The following is a 19,524-nucleotide window of genomic DNA, read 5'->3' on the forward strand; positions in this document are numbered from 1 at the left end:
AAGGCGGCCTCCCATGGGGCCGCCCTGAAATTTCATGTCAGCGTTCTATTCTAGTCACCCACGCCAAAGTTACAAGGGAGCATGGTCCCGTTGCCTGCGGGCATTTCGCCCCTCGCGCCAGGCCAGCAAAAGTGCGCCGGTGATGATGATGCCAGCACCCAACAGTGTGATGCCGTCCGGGATGACACCATAGAAAATCGTGTCGTAAAGTGCCGCAAAGATCAGCGTTCCATAGCTGAACGGCGCAACAAAACTGGCGTCTGCGCGCGCCATGGCATTTACAAAACAGGTCTGCGCCACGGCCATGGCGCCGCCGATGCCTGCCATCAGCGCCCATTGCGCACCTGTTGGCGCTTGCCAGACCCAAACCACGGCCAGCCCGGCGACGATCATGCCCAGCAGGTTGTTGACCACAAGGATCGAAAACGGCCCCTCGCGTCCAGTCAGTTTCTTGATGATGCTCAACTCGAACCCCAGAACAAGCGCAGCCCCAAGGGCGAGCAGCGCCGCAGGTTGAAAGCTGGCAGGTGTCGGGCGCAGCAGGATCATGGCCCCGGCAAAGGCAATAGCGGCGGCCAGCCAACGCCACTTGCCCACGCGTTCGCCCAAAAGGGGGATGGCCAGGATCATGCCGAACACCGGGTTGAGGAACGAGATCGCGGTGGCGTCGGCGAGCGGGATATACGCCACGCTTGCAAACATCAGCGTCACACCCAGCCAGCCCGACACCGTGCGGGCCAGGTGCAGACCGAGATGGGGCCGTTGAAATTCGGGCCGCAGGATCGCTGCCGCCGTCCCGAGCGCCACAAAGGCAAAGAGGAACCGCCCGAAGCTGATCTGGAACGGGTGCAGGGCCGGGCCGAATTGGTCTGTGCCCAAGGCTTTGGCAAACAGGGTGGTGGCCGCAATGAACGCGCAGGCGATGCCGATCAGGCCAGCGGCAAGGGCAGGATTCGGAGGTTTGGCGGCATACATGTACGTGACCTGCGCCCAAGCCGGGACAGGTGCAAGTCATTTCATCTGGTCTTTTTCAAACGGGGCGTCTATCAGACGGGCATGAAGATCACGGCGACACATCTCCGACGACCCTTGCGCCGCAGCTGAGGCTGCCGACGATCTTTGCGTGTGCGCCGGATTTGGCCACACATCCCTCTCTTAAATCTGTTGACCCCGCCCAATGCCTCATGCACCAACGTGTTTTGACGTTTTTGGCTGACCCAAGAGGATGATCCCCATGATCACGTCCGTTTTGCCGACCTACAACCGCGCCCCTCTGACCTTTGTCAAAGGCGAAGGCGCCTGGCTGATCGAAGCGGACGGGCGACGTTTTCTCGACCTGGGCGCCGGTATTGCGGTCAATGCGCTGGGCCACGCCCATCCTGCTCTGACCGAGGCGCTGACCACCCAGGCCAATGCGCTCTGGCACACGTCGAACCTGTACCACATCCCCCAGCAACAGGCCCTCGCCGACAAACTGGTCGATGCCACTTTTGCCGACACGGTGTTCTTTACCAACTCGGGCACCGAGGCCTGCGAGCTGGCCGTCAAAATGGCGCGCAAATACTGGTTCGACAAAGGTGAACCCGACAAGGTCGATATCATCACCTTCACCGGCAGCTTCCATGGCCGGTCATCTGCGGGCATCGCGGCGGCTGGGTCTGAAAAGATGACCAAGGGCTTTGGCCCGCTCCTGCCCGGATTTACCAACCTGGCCTTTGGTGATCACGACGCGGTTGCGGCGGCGATCACCGACCAGACCGCAGCCATCCTGATCGAACCTGTCCAGGGCGAGGGCGGGATCATCCCTGTGCCTGACCAATGCCTCAAAGGGTTGCGCGACCTGTGCGACACGCATGGCATCCTGCTCATCTTTGACGAAGTTCAATGCGGTGTCGGCCGCACGGGCAAGCTTTTCGCCCATGAATGGGCGGGCGTGGCGCCGGACATCATGATGGTCGCCAAGGGGATCGGCGGCGGCTTTCCCCTGGGCTGTGTGCTGGCCACCGAAAACGCCGCAAGCGGCATGACCGCAGGCACGCATGGCTCGACCTATGGCGGCAACCCGCTGGGCTGCGCCGTGGGCTGTGCCGTCCTCGATATTGTCGCTGACCCTGCCTTCCTCGCGGATGTGAACCGCCGCGCAGGCCTGTTGCGCCAGAAACTCGAAGGTTTGACTGCCGCCCATCCGGATGTCTTCGACCTGGTGCGCGGGTCCGGGCTGATGATGGGGATCAAGTGCAAAGTGCCATGCGGTGACGTGGTCGCTGCCGGCTATGCCCAAGAGGTGATCACCGTCCCTGCCGCAGACAACACGATCCGCCTGTTGCCTCCGCTCAATATTTCCGACGACGAAATCGCAGCCGCTGTGGACCGACTTGATGCCGCCGCAATCGCTTTGGCGTCCTGACTTTCCTTTCGCATCAAATACCTTCGGGGGTTCGGGGGCAGACAGCCCCCGGCAACCCGCACCAAGAGACATGACATGACCCATTTCCTAGACATCCATACGACGTCGCAACCTGACCTGCGGCAGATCATCGACAGCGCCCGCGACATGAAAACCGCCCGTGCCGGCCGCCCCAAGGGGACGCGGGACGATGATCAGCCGCTGGATGGGCACATGGTGGCCCTTATTTTCGAAAAACCCTCTACTCGGACACGCGTGTCCTTTGACGTGGGCGTGCGCCAGATGGGCGGCCAGACGATGGTGCTGTCCGGATCGGACATGCAACTGGGACATGGCGAGACCATTGCCGACACTGCCCGTGTCCTCAGCCGCTATGTGGACCTCATCATGATCCGCACATTCGAAGAAGCGACGCTGCTGGAAATGGCGGAATATGCGACCGTGCCTGTAATCAACGGCCTTACCAATCGCACGCATCCCTGCCAGATCATGGCGGACATCATGACCTTCGAAGAGCATCGCGGCCCGATCCGCGGCAAGAAAGTCGTGTGGTCCGGTGACGGCAACAATGTCTTTGCCAGCTTTGCCCATGCGGCCAAGCAATTCGAGTTTGATCTGGTCTTTACCGGTCCAGAACCGCTTGATCCCGAACGGGCGTTGGACGGTCTCTACACAACCGAGCGGGACCCCGCGCGCGCCGTCGAAGGTGCCGATCTGGTTGTTACGGACACCTGGGTGTCGATGCATGATCCCCAATCCGCGCGCGAACGGCGGCACAACCAGTTGCGCGGTTATCAGGTGAACGCGGACCTGATGGCCCAGGCTAAGGCGGACAGCCTGTTCATGCACTGCCTGCCCGCCCACCGCGATGACGAGGCAACGTCCGAGATCATGGACGGGCCACATTCTGTCATCTTTGACGAAGCCGAAAACCGGCTGCATGCGCAAAAGGCGATCATGCGCTGGTGTCTGGGCGTTTGACGGGATGACCGGCGTGCGCATCGCAGTGGCCGGAGCGGGCAGCATCGGCTGTTTCGTCGGTGGGCTGCTGGCGCATGCGGGACACGACGTGCGTTTTCTTGGTCGGGCGCGACTGGTAGATGCCTGCGCGACGTCGGGCCTGCGATTGACCGGCTATGATGGTCTGGACCTGCATCTGCAGCAGGTTCAAGCGACCGCCTCGCCCGAGGTGGGTCTCGCGGACGCGGACGTGGTTCTGGTCTGTGTCAAATCCGGTGACACCGCCGCGATGGCCGCGCAGATCGCGCAATATGCCGACGGCGCGCAGGTGATCAGCCTGCAAAACGGGGTGACCAATGCCGCCACTTTGCGCGCCGCCTTGCCGCGCCATGATGTGCGCGCAGCCATGGTGCCGTTCAATGTCGTGGCAGAGGGCGCCGCGCATGTGCACCGCGCCACATCCGGCGATATCCTCGTTGAGGCGGGTCCCCTGCCTGCGCTGAGCACTGCGCATTTGGCCTGGACCGCACATACCGACATCGAGGCCGTGCAATGGGGCAAGTTATTGATCAACCTGGGGAACGCGGTCAACGCGCTGTCGGACCTGCCATTGTTGGAGCAATTGCAGGACGTCCGCTGGCGTCGTCTGTTGGCCGATCAGATGCGCGAGGCGCTGCGCGTGCTGCGTGCGGCGGGCATCACCCCGGCCAAGACCACGGCGGTGGCACCCGGTTTGATCCCGATGATCCTCCGGCTGCCCACGCCGGTGTTCCGGCTGGTGGCGGCGCAGATGCTGACCATTGATGCAACCGCGCGTTCGTCAATGTGGGAAGACCTGAAGCGTGGTCGGACGACCGAGATTGACGCCCTGCAAGGCACGATCCTGCAACTTGCCGATCGTTTTGGTCGTCAGGCCCCGGTCAATGCGCGGATGCGCCAGTTGATCCAGGCCGCCGAGACCGCAGGCAACGGTCCGCCGGGCCTGAGTGTGGACGAGATCAGACGCACGCTCTAGCCCGCTCGACCGGGTGGCGTTGGCGGGGACTTGCCCCGCCTTGGCCGTTTTCAGTTCGAGTGGGTGCTGTGGTCGTCGTGGCCACCATGGGCGTCTGCCGCCGGTTTGCGTTCGTTGTCGACAGGGATGGTCACGACCACCTCGCCCGCATTTTCAAAGACCAGCGTGACTTCGATGTCGCTGCCCTGTTCCAGCGGCCCGGTAAGGCCCATCAGCATGACGTGATCGGCGCCACGTTTCATTTCGTACATGGTGCCTGCGGGGATGGCGATGCCGCCTTCGATTTCGGTCATCTTCATGACGCCGTCGCTGACTTCGACATGGGTGTGCAGCTCGACCCGTTTTGCCGCGTCGGAACGGGCCGCGATCAGAACGTCATCCGCGCCTGATGTGTTGTGCAGCATCATAAAGGCTGCGCCAGCCTTGGCCGAGGGGCTGGCCGCACGGGCGTATGGATCCATGACCATGATGTTGTCAGCCAGGGCTGGAAGGGCGATGAGGGTAGCGGTTACAGCCGCCAAGATGGGTTTGGGAAAGGACATGAACGTCCCCTTTCTGGTGATCTGAATTGCAGTGCTGTTCTGAAGGGTGGGTCAGATCACCAAAGGCGGTGCGCGTGCGCCGGGGCGGCCCGAGGCGCAATGTTCCGCAAACGCAACAGGTTCCCACACCTGCAACAGGTGAAACCGTGTCGGAGCCGTCAGGCTGATGGCGGGAGGGGCGAGCGCGTCTGTGCTGTGCAGTGCACAATCGGGGCAAAGGTGCGGGGCCTGTGTCGGCTGCCCGTCCGCATCAACGTAGATCGCGGAAAGAGTTGTGCCGGTGCAGATGACGATGCGGTCCACGGCGCGATCCGCACCACGCGCCACCGCCATGCTGTGACTTGTCACAAGTAGCATCAGGCTCAGCAGAATGGACAGGCACGCGCGCATCATGGGCATGTTCTAGATCAGCGTGTGGGTACACTCAACTGCGGCAATGCGTTGCGGGTCGGCGCATTGCGGTTGTTCCGAAACGAACAACCCCGCCTGCCTGCGCAGACGGGGTGATGTGCATCGGGATGAACCGTGGTTCAGGCTGTTGCAGCCTGCGCCTTGGCAATCTCTTTTTTGACCTTGAGCGCGCGGTCGGACAGTTCAACGTCCTTGGCCTTGGCCAGATACGCGTCCAGACCACCACGGTGATCGACTGAGCGCAGCGCCGATGCCGAAATCCGCAGCTTGACGCCACGGCCCAGCGTTTCGGATTGCAGCGTCACGTCGTTCAGGTTCGGCAAGAAACGCCGACGTGTTCTGTTTTTCGCGTGGCTGACATTGTTGCCAACCATCGGGCCTTTACCGGTCAATTCGCATACGCGCGACATGGGCTTATCCTCTTAACGTTTTGCCGCCTCACACCGGGTCACCCGCCCTGAAACGACACAGGCACCGCGCGATGTCGGCGGCGCCATCGAATTTGGTCTGGAGGCTTTAGGGGGAATCGGGGTCAGGGTCAACCCGCCGTGGGCTTAAATCCACCCCCAATTCAGACAGGATGTGTGCTGCGGCGATGGCGGGGTCCAATGCGCCGGAGGACACCTCTGCGCCCAGTGTCGCCATGCGGGTTTGCACGTCGGGTGTTTCCAACTGTGACAGCAGTGCGGTGCGCACATCCTGCTCGAACCAATAGCGCGCCTGATCGGCGCGGGTCCGTGCGAAAAAGCCCGCTTCCCTACGCCATGCCACGAGGGACTGCATGTCGGCCCAAGCAGTGTCCAACCCGTCCTCGGAAAGGGCGGATACCATCATCGCCTTGGGGTAGCCCGTTGGGTCCTGTGGACGTTTGCGCAGCAGGCGCAGCGCACCCGCGTAGTCGGCACAGGTCCGTGTCGCAGCGGGTTTCAGATCGCCATCCGCCTTGTTGACGAGGATCATATCCGCCATTTCCATGATCCCGCGTTTGACCCCCTGCAACTCGTCGCCGCCTGCCGGTGCCAATAGCAGCAGAAAAAGGTCCGCCATCTGCGCTACCACAGTCTCGGATTGTCCGACACCAACGGTTTCGATCAAAATGACGTCAAACCCTGCACCCTCGCACAGGGCCACCGCTTCGCGGGTGCGACGGCCCACGCCGCCCAAGTGGGTCTGGCTGGGCGAGGGGCGGATAAAGGCTTCGGGCACACGGCTTAACCGGTCCATGCGGGTTTTGTCGCCCAGGATTGACCCACCGGAGCGCGCCGATGACGGGTCCACTGCCAACACGGCAACACGCAGGCCACGTGCGACAAGCATCATGCCAAACGCTTCGATAAAGGTGGATTTGCCGACGCCCGGTGTGCCGGACAGGCCGATGCGCAGCGCCTGGCGGTCACGGGGCAGGCTGGACAGAACAGCCGCTGCTTGATCCCTGTGATCGGCCCGCGCGCTTTCGACCAGCGTGATACCGCGTGCAAGGGCCCGCCGTTCTCCGGCGGCAATGCGATGTGCCAGGTCGGCTGTGTCCATGAGCGTGCTCTCCCTGATGCAACATGTCCGGGATGAGGCGTGAAATGTCCAGAGTTGGCGGCGCCGCACAGTTGGCGCATAACGCGACCCATGACCCAGTTGCCGATCCATGACATCTTGCCCGACCTGATCGCCACCTTGCGCCGGGACGGGCGGGCCGTGTTGCAAGCCCCGCCGGGTGCAGGCAAGACGACCTGCGTGCCGCTGGCGATGCACGAGGCCGGTCTGTGCAAGGGGCGCATTCTGATGCTGGAGCCCCGGCGCTTGGCCGCGCGCGCTGCTGCGGAACGTATGGCTACAACTCTGGGCGAGGTGCCGGGTCAGACGGTCGGCTACCGGGTCAGGGGCGAGAGCAAAGTCAGCAAAGACACGCGTATCGAAGTGGTGACGGAGGGTATCCTCACCCGGATGTTGCAAGACGCGCCTGATCTGCCCGGCGTAGGCGCGGTGATCTTTGACGAATTTCACGAGCGGTCATTGAATGCTGATCTGGGCTTGGCACTGTGCCTTGAGGTGGCCGAGGCGCTGCGGGACGACCTGATCCTTTTGGCCATGTCGGCCACGTTGGATGCCGCCCCGGTGGCCGAAGTGATGGGGTGCGAAATCCTGACGTCCGAAGGGCGCAGTTTTGAAGTTGTACCCCATTGGTTGCCCCGCCCCGTGGCCAAGGACACCCGGTTCGAAGCCGCAATGGCGGATTTGATTCTTGAGGCATTGGGCGCGGCGGATGGCGGTGCGCTTGCCTTTTTGCCGGGCGAGGGGGAGATACGGCGTACTTTGGCTTTGCTGACGCCGCGCCTGCCGGGGGGTGTCGAGGCGCTGCCGCTGTTTGGGGCTATGGATTTCAAAGCGCAACGGGCGGCACTTGCGCCGTCAAAGGGGCGCAAGGTGGTTCTGGCCACCGCCATCGCAGAGACATCGCTGACCATCCCGGACGTGCGCATCGTTGTGGATGGTGGCCGGTCACGGCGGGCGCGATTTGATCCAAGTTCGGGGATGTCGCGCCTGATCACCGAACGGGTGACGCGGGCCGAGGCGACCCAGCGTGCCGGACGCGCGGGCCGCGTGGCACCCGGTGTGGCCTACAAGCTCTGGACGCGTGGAGAGGACGGCGCAATGGCGGCGTTTCCTCCACCCGAGATCGAAGCGGGTGATCTGGCGAGCTTTGCGCTGGAGTTGAGCCTGTGGGGCGCGAGTGAGGCAGACCTGCGATTTGTGACGCCCCCGCATCGCGGTCGTTTGGCCGAGGCTCGGGCAGTGTTGCGCATGTTGGGCGCGCTGGACGCGGACCATCGGATCACGGCGCATGGCCGGGCCCTGGCCCGTTATCCTCTGCATCCCCGTTTGGCGCATATGCTGGAGACAGCGGGCAAGGGCGCGGCCCCGTTGGCGGCGTTGCTGGCCGAACGGGACCCGCTGCGCAATCGCGGCACGGACCTTGGCCTGCGGTTGCGGGCGATGCGCGATCCCGGAGCCTTTCCCGATGCGCATCGTGGCACGTTGGCGCGCATCCGGGACGAGGCGAAACGTCTGAAATCGCGCGCGTCTGACCGCCCGCCCCGTGATGCGTCCGAAATGGCGGCGCTGGCCTATCCGGACCGCATCGGCTTGCGCCGGGCGGGTGATGCGCCGCGCTATATCCTGTCGGGGGGCAAGGGGGCCGTGCTGCCGCAAGGGGATAGGTTGTCCGGGCAAAGCATGATCGTGGCCACGGACCTTGATGGTGACCCGCGCGAGGCGCGCATTCGTCAAGCGATCCCCTTGGACCGCGCCGCGTTTGAGGCGCTGTTCGGTGACCAGATTGAACAGGTTCGGGTGTGCAACTGGAGCAAGCGCGACAAGGCGGTGCGCGCACGGGAGCAGCGGCGCTTTGGTGCGCTGGTTCTGGAAGACGCACCCTGGCACGATGCGCCTGATGATGCGCTGGCCCTTGCCATGGCCGAGGGTGTGCGCATTCAGGGGCTGTTGCCATCAAAGGCCGCGCGCCGTCTGATGGCCCGCGCGGCACTGATGGGGCCTGAGTTTGCAGACCTGTCTGAGGCGCATCTTCTGGACACGCTCGAAGACTGGTTGGTGCCTTATCTGAGTGGTGTGACATCAGCAGCAGACTGGAAACGGTTCGACATTCTGCCTGCCTTGCAGGCGCATCTGGGCTTTGCCGCGATGCAAGAGTTGGATCGCGCGGTGCCGGGGCACTTTGTGACGCCGTTGGGGCGGCGTATTGCAATCGACTATGACGGCGCGACGCCGGGCATTTCGGTGCGGTTGCAGGAGCTGTTTGGCGTCATGCGGCATCCGGTGGTGGGACAGGTGCCGCTGCAGGTGACGCTGTTGTCGCCCGCGCAGCGCCCGATCCAGATAACGTCCGACCTGCCGGGGTTCTGGGCCAACACATATGCGGATGTGCGCAAGGATATGCGCGGGCAGTACCCCAAGCATCCCTGGCCCGAGGACCCGACACAGGCCGATCCGACCTTGCGCGCCAAACCACGGCGCTGAGGTCAGTTGGCGAGAATGCTGTCGACCCATGCGGGGACGGTTTCGGATGCTTTGCCGGGGCGGGTGTCTTCGAACAAGGCGACCGTTTCAGACGGGTCGAGGTTCATCTCGACGGTCAACGCGCCCACATGTGCCGCCAATTGTACAAAGCCTGCGGCGGGGTACACGTTGCCCGACGTGCCAATGGCTGCAAAAATGTCGGCCTGTGACAGGGCGCGTTCGATTGCGTCCATGTGATAGGGGATTTCACCAAACCAGACGATGTCCGGGCGCGCGCGGGGTTGGGCGCAGGCGGGACAGACGTCACCAACCGCCATCTGCAACGGCGCGGGCCAGCGGTGATCGCAGGCACCGCACAGCGCAGAGTTCAGCGCCCCGTGCATGTGGACCACGTTTGGGCTGCCCGCCTTTTCGTGCAGGTCATCGACATTTTGCGTCACCAGCATCACGTCACCCGGATGCTCTGTCTGAAGCCGCGCCAAGGCGGCGTGAGCGGCGTTAGGCGTGGCCTCGGCCGCTTGTGCCCGGCGGGCATTGTAGAAATCCACGACCAACTGCGGGTTGCGGGCGAACCCTTCGGGGGTTGCAACGTCTTCGATGCGGTGCTGCGCCCACAGGCCGCCCTCATCGCGGAAGGTGCCAAGCCCGCTTTCGGCAGAGATGCCCGCGCCGGTGAGGATAACGATGGAAGGATGTGCCATATTCTTGCTTTGATTGCCGCCTATAGCGCACCTGACCAAGTCAACGCGCACAAGGCAAGGGGTCCCTATGGAAAACGAAACGTCGATCCTGCGATTCCGCGGCCCATGGGGTGTCCCGATCGAGATCGCGCCTTCGGTTCTGTTTCTCGTCGGGCTGATTGTGATGGTGAATGCAAGCGCTGCCGGTGCGGCGCTGGGGGACGGGGTGATCCTGGCGGTGATCCTTGTGCTATCGATCCTGTTGCATGAACTGGGCCACGCCTGGGGCGCGATGGTGCAAGGGGTGCGCGTTGATCGCATCGTTTTGCACGGCGGGGGTGGGTTTTGTCGTCATGCAGCGGCGGGCGCGCGCGCGTCCGAGCTGATTGTTGCGATGGGGCCGATTGTGAACCTGGGCCTTTGGGCCGTTCTGTCGCTGGGTGCCGAGGCCATATGGTTCAGCATGCCTGATCCCACGCAGAACGATCCATATGTCTATCTCTACGTGGCTGAATGGCTTTGGTTCGCGGCGCACTTGAACCTGATGCTGTTCGCCCTGAACCTGATCCCGGTACAGCCGCTGGATGGTGGCAAACTGTTGCATCTGGGCCTGTTGCGCGTGATGTCCGAGGCGCGTGCATTGCAAGTTGCTGGGGCGGTTGGTCTGGTCTGTGCGCTTGTGTGGTTGCCAGCGATGATCGTGATGTTTGTCACCTTCGGCTTTGTGCTGCTGTTCCTGCCCAATATCGCAATGCACTGGCACATGGTGCGCGGTGGCCGGCGATTGGACCGTCTGCGCCGCCGTTAACCGTCGAGCAGGCGCAATTCACCGCTGAGCCAGGGCAGTTGCCCCAAAGCCGGTTCGATCATGTGGGTCATGATCAGGCGACGCATGGTGTTGGCCACATCCGTTGGCACGTTCCCCGCCCAATCTGCCGACGCATAGAGCGAGATGGTCCGCGAAAACGGTTTGAAGGGCAGGGGGAACGCCTCGACCTGATCATGAAAGCGGCCAGCACGCATGAAGCCCAAAGGTGTCGTGACCGACCACCCGATGCGCCGCGCCACCATGGCCATGAGGGCCAGATGGCTGCCAATTTCGAACCGGTCGGCAAAGTCCATTTTCTGACGGGCAAGATGCGCCTCGATCTGGCGCGAGATCAATTGGTCCCGCTCATAGCGCAAGAACGGCAGGGTGCGCAGGGCCGCAAGCGGGTTGTCTGATGTCACGACGCCTTTGGGCGCCACGAGGATAAAGGGGTCACGCGCCAACGGGTATTCCAGCACGCCGTCCCGCATCGTCCCGTCGCTGGCCGAAATCGCGATGTGCAGACGTTTGTCGGCGATGGACTGCAGGATTTCATGGCTGGGTGCCGTCGCCAGCGTGAATTTGCACCGGGTCAGGCTGTCCGCAAGGATGGTGACCAGACGGGGCGTCAGATCATTCTCGAAATCGTCAATCACACCAATGGACAGGGCCGACAGGTGCGCAAGGTCCATCACCGTCAACTCGGACTGTGCAAGGCGCAGCTGCGACAATGCCGCCTCTGCCCGGATCAGAAAACTGTGCCCGGCAGGGGTGAGGCGCATGGGCCGTTTGCCATGGTCGATCAGATCGGTGGCCAGTGCCGTTTCAAGGTTGCGCAATTGCTGGCTGACAGCAGGTTGGCTCAGCCCGGTCACTGTGGCGGCCTGAGCGACGGAGCCTGTGGCGGCCAATGCTTCAAACACTTCGAGACCGCGGAGCGTGACGCCCTTGCTGAGCATGCCGGTTCCTTTCTAGTTTCGCTTTTTTTGAAACTATGGTGGCTTCGGGTCAATAAATATTTGCATCAAACCGTTGGTGAATTGCAATTTTGTAAAACTGAAGGGGGGATTGCATTGCGGCGGAGGGCACATGCACAGTGTGAGCATGAAAATCGCCACTGCGTCATACCCGCTGGATGTGTTGCCCGATTGGGCGGCGTACGAGGATAAGCTGACCGCTTGGGTTGCCGAAGCCGCCGGGCAGGGCGCGGATTTGTTGGTGTTCCCGGAATATGGCGCGATGGAGCTTGCGACCTTGGCCGGTCTTGAGGTTGCGCGCGATCTAGAGGCGTCTTTGCACGCCGTGGCGGATCGGTTGCCGGAGGCGGACGCGCTGCATGCGCATCTCGCCGGGCAATTTCAGGTGCACATTCTGGCGGCGAGTGGCCCGGCGACCCATGGCCTGCCTGACGGTGTCCACCGGCCGGTGAACCGCGCGCGCCTGTTCGCCCCGGACGGCAGCATGGGGGTGCAGGACAAGCAGGTGATGACCCGGTTCGAGGCCGAAGTCTGGGATGTCGTGCCCGGTGGGCCGCTGTGCCTGTTTGACACCGCATTGGGCAAGATTGGCGTGCTGATTTGCTATGACAGCGAATTCCCGCTGTTGGGGCGCGCGCTGTCCGAGGCGGATATCCTTTTGGTGCCGTCGGTGACCGAGGCGCTAGCAGGGTATTCGCGCGTGCGGATCGGTGCGCAGGCCCGTGCGCTCGAAAATCAGTGCGTGACGGTCATGGCGTCCGTGGTCGGAGCGGCGGATTGGTCAGAGGCGGTGGATGTATCGGTTGGGGCCGGGGGGATCTTTGGCCCACCGGATCGCGGATTTCCGGACACTGGCATCCTGGCGCTGGGCGAACTGAACGTTCCGGGATGGGTCTATGCCGATGTCGATCTGGCACGGGTTGCGGATGTGCGGCGCGACGGCGGCGTTCTGAACCGGCGTGACTGGGCGTTGGGTGCGCCGCGTGCCGAACGGGTCACAGTCACGCCACTGCCCTGATTTGCCCTTGAATTATGGGACGCAGAGGCGCATTTAGTGGCGCGTCCGCATTATCGGCGGATTGTGTAAGCAAGGAGAGACCATGGCCAAGGAAGATACGCTCGAATTTCCCGGTGTCGTAAAGGAACTCCTGCCGAATGCGACGTTTCGGGTCGAGCTTGAAAATGGCCATGAGATCATCGCACACACGGCAGGAAAAATGCGCAAGAACCGTATCCGCGTGCTGGCAGGGGACAAGGTGCAGGTCGAAATGACCCCCTATGACCTGACCAAGGGCCGGATCAACTACCGCTTTAAATAGTTCATCCCGTGGGATTTATTCTGGGATCGGGCAGTCCGAGGCGGCTTGAGCTTCTCGGGCAAATCGGCGTTGTGCCGGATGATGTTCGGCCGCCTGACATCAACGAAGATCCTGCGCCAAACGAACTGCCGCGGCCCTATTGCGCGCGTATGGCCCGCGAAAAAGCGGCGGCTGTCATTGCCGATACGAATGACGTTGTCCTTTGTGCGGATACAACTGTGGCGCTAGGCCGCCGCATCCTGGGCAAGCCCGCGGATGCCGCCGAGGCTGCGTCGTTTTTGCGGCTGATGTCGGGCCGTCGGCACAGGGTCGTCACTGCCGTCGCCGTACGGTGCGGTGACCAATTGTGGGAACGCGACGTTGTCAGCACCGTCCGGATGAAGTCGTTGTCTGACCACGAAATCGACGGGTACATCGCAACCGACGACTGGCGCGGCAAAGCGGGCGGGTACGGCATTCAAGGCCCTGCAGGCGCGTTTATCCCCTGGATCAGCGGATCGTTCACCGGCATCGTCGGCCTGCCTTTGGCGGAAACGGCGGGTCTTTTGCAATCGGCGGGCGTCGCCATCTGGAAGACGCGCAGCAACAGTCAGGATCAGCCATGAACGGTCGTCAAGTATTGCTGGATCACATCGGCCAGCGCGAGGCAGCGGCCCTCATGGTGGACGGGTTGTTGCATGATCTGTTGATTGACGGCGACGCACCACGCCCCGGCACGGTGTACCGGGCCGTGACAGATCGGCCTGTTCCGGGTCAGGGTGGCATATTCCTGAAAACGCCGGACGGTGCCGCGTACCTGCGCGGGGTCAAAGGCATCGGCGCAGGCGAGACATTGCAGGTGCAGGTCACCGGCTACGCCGAACCGGGCAAGGCGATCCCCGTAACGCACAAGCTGCTGTTCAAGAGCCGGTATGCCATCGTGACGCCGGACGCGCCGGGCCTCAATCTGTCGCGGAGCATCAAGGATGACGACGTGCGCGACACCCTGATGGAAATCGCCCATGATGCGATGGCGGGAAGTGACATGGGCCTCATCCTGCGGTCTATCGCCGCCGATGCAGCACCCGATGACATCGCAGAAGACGTTGCTGCCATGCGTAGTCTGGCCGAACAGGTCGCGGCCGATGCAGGCTCTGGACCAGAGGTCTTGCTGGAAGGTGACGGCCCCCACGTGTTGGCATGGCGGGATTGGGTTGCGCCCGCGGATTTTGTTACGCAAGCCGGGTGTTTTGAGGACCAAGGGGTCCTCGATGCGGTGGATGCTGCCTGTGGCGCGCGTCAAATGCTGCCGGGTGGAGCGTCGCTCTTTATTGAACAAACCCGCGCCTTGGTGGCCGTGGATGTAAACACCGGTGCGGATGGATCGTTTGCCGCCGGGCTGCGTGCCAACCTCGCCTGTGCTCGTGCCTTGCCCGCCGCTTTGCGGGTCAGGGGGTTGGGCGGGCAGATCACCATCGACCTGGCTCCGATGCCGAAAAAGGAGCGCCGCAGTTTCGAGGCGGCCCTGCGTGCGGCGTTGCGCGACGATGATGTGGACACTGTGATGGCGGGTTGGACGCCGTTGGGCCATTTTGAACTGCAACGCAAGCGCGCGCGCCTGCCTTTGGCAGAGGTGATGGCGTGAGTTGCCCCATTTGCCAATCCGAGACCCACAAAGCCTACCGCCCGTTCTGTTCGCGGCGCTGTGCAGACGTGGATTTGGCCCGCTGGATGAATGGCGGCTACGCTGTGCCGTCCCAGCGCGAAGAAGATCAGGACGTTGATCCGGAGCAAGACCTGAGGCCGCATTGAAGTTGTGTTCGCGCTTGGGTGATTTTTGTTTGTTTTCCTATGGACAGCGTTCCCGCTTCGGCCTATCACGCTGCGACCCGACGGTCCGACCGTCTCCCGTGCCCGGGTAGCTCAGGGGTAGAGCAGTGGATTGAAAATCCTCGTGTCGGTGGTTCGATTCCGCCCCCGGGCACCATTTTAATATATAAAAATCAAGTACTTGCGCGGTTCTTCGTCGAACGAGAAGCTGTCCTAAATGTTCTCGGGTATCATTCGGGTATCTATGTTGGCGTGCCACCTGCAGGTTCTATCGAAGAAACACTCTGTGATGTTCGCCTGCGCGGAAGGTCAAAGAGCGAGCTAATTTGAAGCGCTGCTGCACGACGATCCCCAAGTTCAATCAAGTGATCGAGAATCTCTAGGAACTGAATGTGGACGTCAGGCTTCAATGGTGTGTCTCGTTCGGCAAAAGATTGAAGCAGGCCGGCGAGCTGGGCAGTTCGCCCCCCGGACCAAAATCCCCTAGACTGCCATACGGCTGGTGCGATGCCTCCCAACCTTGAAGCAAGGAACTCGCTAGTGCGGTTCTCGAAGGACCTTTCAACATGGAACAAGAACGCTTGCATGACCTGAGGCAAATGCCCAAATCGTTGAAGCATCCAATCGATCAATGGGTCCAGTAAACCTGCATCAGACCATTCATTGTTGGCGAAGCGAGCCGCACCCATTGCTGGTCGGTCCCAATTTGCCCCCATCGCTATACGGACCAATTTGTGCAGCTGATCAGGAAGACCATACTCCTCTCGCCACTCAGGACGTTTCCAATCGGGGTGATCTGCAACCGCTTCAAAGATATCAATGAAAACGTCGAAGATTCCTGATGGCACCTCCGGAGCGTCCAAAACTCGCATGCAAGAGTATGCATTCGCGAAGGTAGAGAGGACTTCGCTTTTCGGTTCAGTGGGCAATAGAGACAACATGGGTATGATCTCGGTGCGCACCTGTTCTGTTGGCAAATCTTCACAAAGCGACGCTAAGCCCCAGATACATGAGGAAAACTCTCGCCATAGCCTTGAACCCGAGCGGCGTTCGGCCTCGTCAGCAGTACTGATCGCTATGGCGAGCTTCGCTACGAAGCTACGCAAGAGCGACAACACGTCGTCTCGAAAGCCAGCATCATCGGTGAACCTGTTTTTCGGGATGATCGACAACATCGATGCGAAGTCTTTGACGCGCCATTGATCCAAGTGTTCCGGCCCAATTTCGGCGTACGTCTCAGACAGCCCGTTCCAGTCGCCAGAGGCTATACCTTTTACAGTCGCCTCAAACAGCCGCTGTTTTTCGGCGGCCAGATGGCTGTCTCTCTCATCGCGTCGCCGGTACCAATCAGGCGAACCACGAACCAATTCAAGAGTCGTCAGCTTGAAAGCAAGCGCCGTGCACTTGTCCGCGAAGCCCTTTTGCTCTTGCCAACATGACACGGCGTTTGACAAGGCAGCTAACTGCACGCCCTTGTAGGGATGAAAGCACAATCGAACCAGTTCTTCCGGTGCCGAACTTGCTAATGGTCCGCGACCCGCAACTATCGCCGCCAATCCCTTTGACGCAAATGTTTCGGGTCTGTCGTCGGCAGGAGCATCAGCATGGAAAAACTCATTGCTTGCCGGAACAGTATTGGCGGCGCGGAAAGCAACGCCTTCGGCCCATTCCTGTTGATCCCTTGAAAGATAGGCACCTAAACTTAGGAGGGCTGATGACACGGCTGCCACTCCGCCAGCGCGACGGCTCCCGGGGTCTCCAGCATCGAAACCGGATGTATACAGTTCCTCATTATCAACTTCGCGGGCAAGAGCTACGGTCTCATCTCGCACCTGATCATCAATAACACCGCTTTCGAACCAAGACTCAGCTTGTTTCAGCAGTTGGAAGCCTTCGTTCCAATGGGCTAGCCGCTCACCTGCCTCTTCGGCCTGTTGCACCCGTTCGTCTGACGGCTGGAATGCGACGCCGACTTTCCCATCATTGTTCTCCACCTGAGCATAGTTCGAAAGGTCTGCCATCGCAGCCCACTCCTCGGCTCGATGCAGAAAATATGCGACTAGCTTATCATCATCTTCTTGGCCTTCGTGGGTGAAGGGTAGCTCATTTGGAAAGCTGGTAAGCTTTTCCGCTACCTTTTCGCGTTGGTCGTTAGCTGTGAGAATGAATGCTGTCGCGAGCCATCCGATGTTCTTTTTCCGGGAAGGCCGCGAGTTGAGGCGTTTCAGCGCTTCAAGATGAGTTGTCTCGTTGGACAAGCCGAAGCTCGCTCCGATTTCGTTTGAGTGAAGGCCTTGGACGTCGTGTTGCCAGCGGTATTCGTCCATGGCCCAGATGTGCTGGCAGCATACGAGGGCGGCTGCCGCAGGTGACAGCGCGTCCTTGTCAAACAAGACCCCCAAAGCGATGCCCAGCGTGGCCACGCTTTCGTGTCCCGTAACAAGCTCCCTTACGATCTCATCAATGTCACGTCCGGCTTCGAGCTCGGAGAACGCCCAATCTTCCAGCGCCATAAGTGCCGACTCGAGGATGTCGCAAGAAAACAGACCTCGATACCAACCATAAATCCTTTGGTCGCCCCAGAACGTTTCAGTTCCCCAGGGAAAATCAACGCTAAATGGAACCGGAATTTCACGGTTGCGATAGTCGTATTGCGGGAGCTCTCTCCATGCGACTACGGTCCGGCTGAGCAGCTTGCGAATTAAACGAAGACCTTCTTGAGGCGCGTGCTGGAAAAGGGCCGCAAATGGTTGCTGGATAGGGGAGGCTGGATGGCAGTGGCGCGAATGGTCACTGATGCCCGGAGAATCCCAATCGGTAATATGGGGCGACCAACCAATCATATGCCCTCGTGACCGTTCAGCTGACTCTGATGGCAGTGGCTCGACAAACGCCTGGAACGAAAAGTCAGCTAGGGCATCAGGAACCACACTGGCAAAGCGCACACTCCCCGCAAAGACGCTTGACTGAACTTTGTCGTCAACTCGCTCGGTCGTCCACGCTTGTAGCCTACGACTTAGTAGGTCCGTGTTGGTGAGAGAGGACCTCAAGAAAGCCTGTCGAATTTTGTCGCCGAAACCGTCCTTACGAAACCCCAGCGGAGTGGTCTTTTTGCCCCGCTCCCGATAGTCATAGGCGTCCCACTCAGTAAGAATTTGATCAATTCGTTCAGCATAACGATCTTTGATTCGGTCGGGATAATTTTGAAAGAGGTTCAGCCATACGTCGAACGTGTCAACTATGTCTTCAGCCGTTGCCTCGTTCCAATCAAGTGAAAGCAACCAGATCAGAAAGCGCCTCCAATTCCGAACAGGGCGGGGCCAAGACAAAAAGTCAGCTATTCTGAATTTTTCGAATTTCGTTTTCCCGCCGAGTTCGAACGCACCATGGACGACCAGAAGGTTTTCGATGGTCTTGTGTGCTAAGAAAGAAGAAAGGAGCCGGATGAGCCGATGGTCTTCGCTCAAGAAACCCGAAATTGATTCTTTGCGATCAAAGAACACCGGAGAGGCAAATGGGGCAAGAAGCCAAACCCTGCTCCAATGACGCCATTCCTCCTGCTGCTCCAGTGCCAATTGCGTTTTAGTCCAGGTGCCTTCGGACTCGAATTCAAACTGTGACAGTAGCTCTACCACCCGGACTAGTCCGGGCCTGTCGCCAGCAGCCGCGAAGGTGCCCGGCCAATCTGGACCATTTTGGCGACACAATCCGTACATTGCCCATTCAAGAAATATGTCGTGGGTAAAGGAGTATCGTCCGCTACCCGCGACCTCAGCAATCGCTCGCTCTTGTACTAGTGCCGTCAGAGCCTGAGCGGAAATACCTTCTACTGCGCCGCTTCTATTGGGTGCTTGAGCGCATCTCGCGGCTAGCTCACCCATCGCTTGGCGGCGTTCAATCGAAGAGGCTTTATCATGTAGGCCCTGCGGTCCTTCTAGCCAAACCTGTGATAGCGAAATCTCGGAAAACTTGCCCGGTGCTCTATCAGTGCTCACTGAACGCTGTGCCAACACCTGAGCAAAGAAAGGGCGCCTTGCAAATTCCTTTTCGTGACCCTCGGCAAACAGGACTTCGCGCATCGCTGGAAACCGCTCAGCAAGGATACCAGTTTCATTATCATCAAATCCATCGATCTCGACGATTTGTGCCTGGCCCTCCTCAATGAGTTGAGGGGGGAGCCATATCCTCAAGTCTTCGAGGTGTGAGGACCGGGTAGATGCCACAACGCGCCAGTCCGCAAGCCTCGGATCATCAAGAAGAATAGTTACGATGTCTAAGATTGTCTGACGGGTTTCATTACCTAGGCGATCTATCCCGTCGATGAAGAGAGTTGGTTTTCCAAGTGTGGCTAGCTCAAAAAGTAGGTCAGCAAGCCGTTCCGTTTCCAGGCGCAGGTGCGTAGCCAGTGAGGGCCAGCCGGGCCCGACGAGACGCTTATCGGTCAGAACTAGGGTCAGGACCCATTGATTTCCGCTTATTGTGGTGATTCACGATTCACAAACGAGCGGTTAGTATGTCTGATCTTTTCTGGTTGAGCGACGCGCAGATGGCGCGCCTTGAGCCCTTC

The 19,524-nt window shown here is 60.7% G+C and carries 18 protein-coding genes and 1 tRNA gene; 11 read left to right on the forward strand and 8 right to left on the reverse strand.

The genetic code is table 11. The annotated features are described in order from the left end of the window. Nucleotides 1-69 precede the first annotated feature (69 nt). Entirely contained in the window at nucleotides 70-975 is a 906-nt protein-coding gene (locus Q0936_RS04170) for a DMT family transporter (protein ID WP_299377892.1), read from the reverse strand. 259 nt (nucleotides 976-1,234) lie between these two features. Between Q0936_RS04170 and Q0936_RS04175 the strand changes: the two genes are divergently transcribed. The 3 genes from Q0936_RS04175 (at nucleotide 1,235) to Q0936_RS04185 (ending at nucleotide 4,382) form a co-directional block, all read left to right on the forward strand. Further along, complete coding sequence (locus Q0936_RS04175) at nucleotides 1,235-2,407, forward strand: aspartate aminotransferase family protein (RefSeq protein ID WP_299297330.1); 1,173 nt, start codon at nucleotides 1,235-1,237, stop codon at nucleotides 2,405-2,407. A 75-nt stretch (nucleotides 2,408-2,482) separates the two neighbouring features. Next, nucleotides 2,483-3,388, forward strand: a complete 906-nt coding sequence (gene argF / locus Q0936_RS04180; protein ID WP_299137943.1) for an ornithine carbamoyltransferase — start codon at nucleotides 2,483-2,485, stop codon at nucleotides 3,386-3,388. A 4-nt stretch (nucleotides 3,389-3,392) separates the two neighbouring features. After that, nucleotides 3,393-4,382 carry a 2-dehydropantoate 2-reductase gene (locus Q0936_RS04185; RefSeq protein WP_299377895.1) on the forward strand — a complete coding sequence of 330 codons (990 nt, stop codon included), beginning with the start codon at nucleotides 3,393-3,395 and terminating at the stop codon, nucleotides 4,380-4,382. Nucleotides 4,383-4,432: 50 nt separating this feature from the next. Here the strand turns inward: Q0936_RS04185 and Q0936_RS04190 are convergent, their stop codons facing one another. From Q0936_RS04190 to meaB, 4 genes are all read right to left on the reverse strand, one after another. Then, entirely contained in the window at nucleotides 4,433-4,924 is a 492-nt protein-coding gene (locus tag Q0936_RS04190) for a copper chaperone PCu(A)C (RefSeq protein WP_299297332.1), read from the reverse strand. Between the two features lie 51 nt (nucleotides 4,925-4,975). Further along, a complete protein-coding gene (locus tag Q0936_RS04195) occupies nucleotides 4,976-5,323 on the reverse strand; it encodes a hypothetical protein (RefSeq protein ID WP_299297333.1) in 348 nt (115 codons plus the stop codon). Nucleotides 5,324-5,454: 131 nt separating this feature from the next. Then, nucleotides 5,455-5,745: a 50S ribosomal protein L28 gene (gene rpmB, locus Q0936_RS04200; RefSeq protein ID WP_299164642.1), complete on the reverse strand. Its 291-nt coding sequence runs from the start codon at nucleotides 5,743-5,745 to the stop codon at nucleotides 5,455-5,457. 106 nt (nucleotides 5,746-5,851) lie between these two features. Beyond that, nucleotides 5,852-6,865 (reverse strand): methylmalonyl Co-A mutase-associated GTPase MeaB, encoded by a 1,014-nt coding sequence (gene meaB, locus Q0936_RS04205; RefSeq protein WP_299297334.1) that lies wholly within the window; start codon nucleotides 6,863-6,865, stop codon nucleotides 5,852-5,854. A 90-nt stretch (nucleotides 6,866-6,955) separates the two neighbouring features. Between meaB and hrpB the strand changes: the two genes are divergently transcribed. After that, nucleotides 6,956-9,364 carry an ATP-dependent helicase HrpB gene (gene hrpB, locus Q0936_RS04210; RefSeq protein ID WP_299297335.1) on the forward strand — a complete coding sequence of 803 codons (2,409 nt, stop codon included), beginning with the start codon at nucleotides 6,956-6,958 and terminating at the stop codon, nucleotides 9,362-9,364. A 2-nt stretch (nucleotides 9,365-9,366) separates the two neighbouring features. Here hrpB and Q0936_RS04215 read toward each other — a convergent pair whose 3' ends face one another. Then, a complete protein-coding gene (locus tag Q0936_RS04215) occupies nucleotides 9,367-10,065 on the reverse strand; it encodes an NAD-dependent deacylase (protein ID WP_299297336.1) in 699 nt (232 codons plus the stop codon). A 67-nt stretch (nucleotides 10,066-10,132) separates the two neighbouring features. Here Q0936_RS04215 and Q0936_RS04220 point away from each other — a divergent pair, with 67 nt between their 5' ends. After that, nucleotides 10,133-10,852 (forward strand): site-2 protease family protein, encoded by a 720-nt coding sequence (locus tag Q0936_RS04220; protein WP_299297337.1) that lies wholly within the window; start codon nucleotides 10,133-10,135, stop codon nucleotides 10,850-10,852. Here the strand turns inward: Q0936_RS04220 and Q0936_RS04225 are convergent. Beyond that, complete coding sequence (locus Q0936_RS04225) at nucleotides 10,849-11,811, reverse strand: LysR family transcriptional regulator (protein ID WP_299164636.1); 963 nt, start codon at nucleotides 11,809-11,811, stop codon at nucleotides 10,849-10,851. The two genes, Q0936_RS04220 and Q0936_RS04225, sit on opposite strands and share 4 nt — an antisense overlap. Nucleotides 11,812-11,956: 145 nt before the next feature. Between Q0936_RS04225 and Q0936_RS04230 the strand changes: the two genes are divergently transcribed. The 6 genes from Q0936_RS04230 (at nucleotide 11,957) to Q0936_RS04255 (ending at nucleotide 15,114) form a co-directional block, all read left to right on the forward strand. Then, complete coding sequence (locus Q0936_RS04230; protein ID WP_299297352.1) at nucleotides 11,957-12,847, forward strand: carbon-nitrogen hydrolase family protein; 891 nt, start codon at nucleotides 11,957-11,959, stop codon at nucleotides 12,845-12,847. A gap of 82 nt (nucleotides 12,848-12,929) precedes the next feature. Further along, on the forward strand, nucleotides 12,930-13,148 hold the full coding sequence (gene infA, locus Q0936_RS04235; RefSeq protein WP_005978431.1) for a translation initiation factor IF-1: 219 nt from the start codon (nucleotides 12,930-12,932) through the stop codon (nucleotides 13,146-13,148). A gap of 8 nt (nucleotides 13,149-13,156) precedes the next feature. Next, a complete protein-coding gene (locus Q0936_RS04240) occupies nucleotides 13,157-13,753 on the forward strand; it encodes a Maf family protein (protein WP_299297354.1) in 597 nt (198 codons plus the stop codon). Next, entirely contained in the window at nucleotides 13,750-14,772 is a 1,023-nt protein-coding gene (locus tag Q0936_RS04245; RefSeq protein WP_299297355.1) for a ribonuclease E/G, read from the forward strand. The genes Q0936_RS04240 and Q0936_RS04245 overlap by 4 nt, the downstream gene beginning before the upstream one ends. After that, nucleotides 14,769-14,939, forward strand: coding sequence for a DNA gyrase inhibitor YacG (gene yacG, locus Q0936_RS04250; RefSeq protein WP_299164633.1), 171 nt, complete (start codon nucleotides 14,769-14,771; stop codon nucleotides 14,937-14,939). The genes Q0936_RS04245 and yacG overlap by 4 nt, the downstream gene beginning before the upstream one ends. A gap of 100 nt (nucleotides 14,940-15,039) precedes the next feature. Further along, nucleotides 15,040-15,114, forward strand: a tRNA-Phe gene (locus Q0936_RS04255). 85 nt (nucleotides 15,115-15,199) lie between these two features. Here the strand turns inward: Q0936_RS04255 and Q0936_RS04260 are convergent. After that, on the reverse strand, nucleotides 15,200-19,180 hold the full coding sequence (locus tag Q0936_RS04260) for an ATP-binding protein (protein WP_299377898.1): 3,981 nt from the start codon (nucleotides 19,178-19,180) through the stop codon (nucleotides 15,200-15,202). Nucleotides 19,181-19,524 lie beyond the last annotated feature (344 nt).

It is taken from the genome of uncultured Tateyamaria sp. (assembly GCF_947488715.1).
Lineage (GTDB): Bacteria > Pseudomonadota > Alphaproteobacteria > Rhodobacterales > Rhodobacteraceae > Tateyamaria.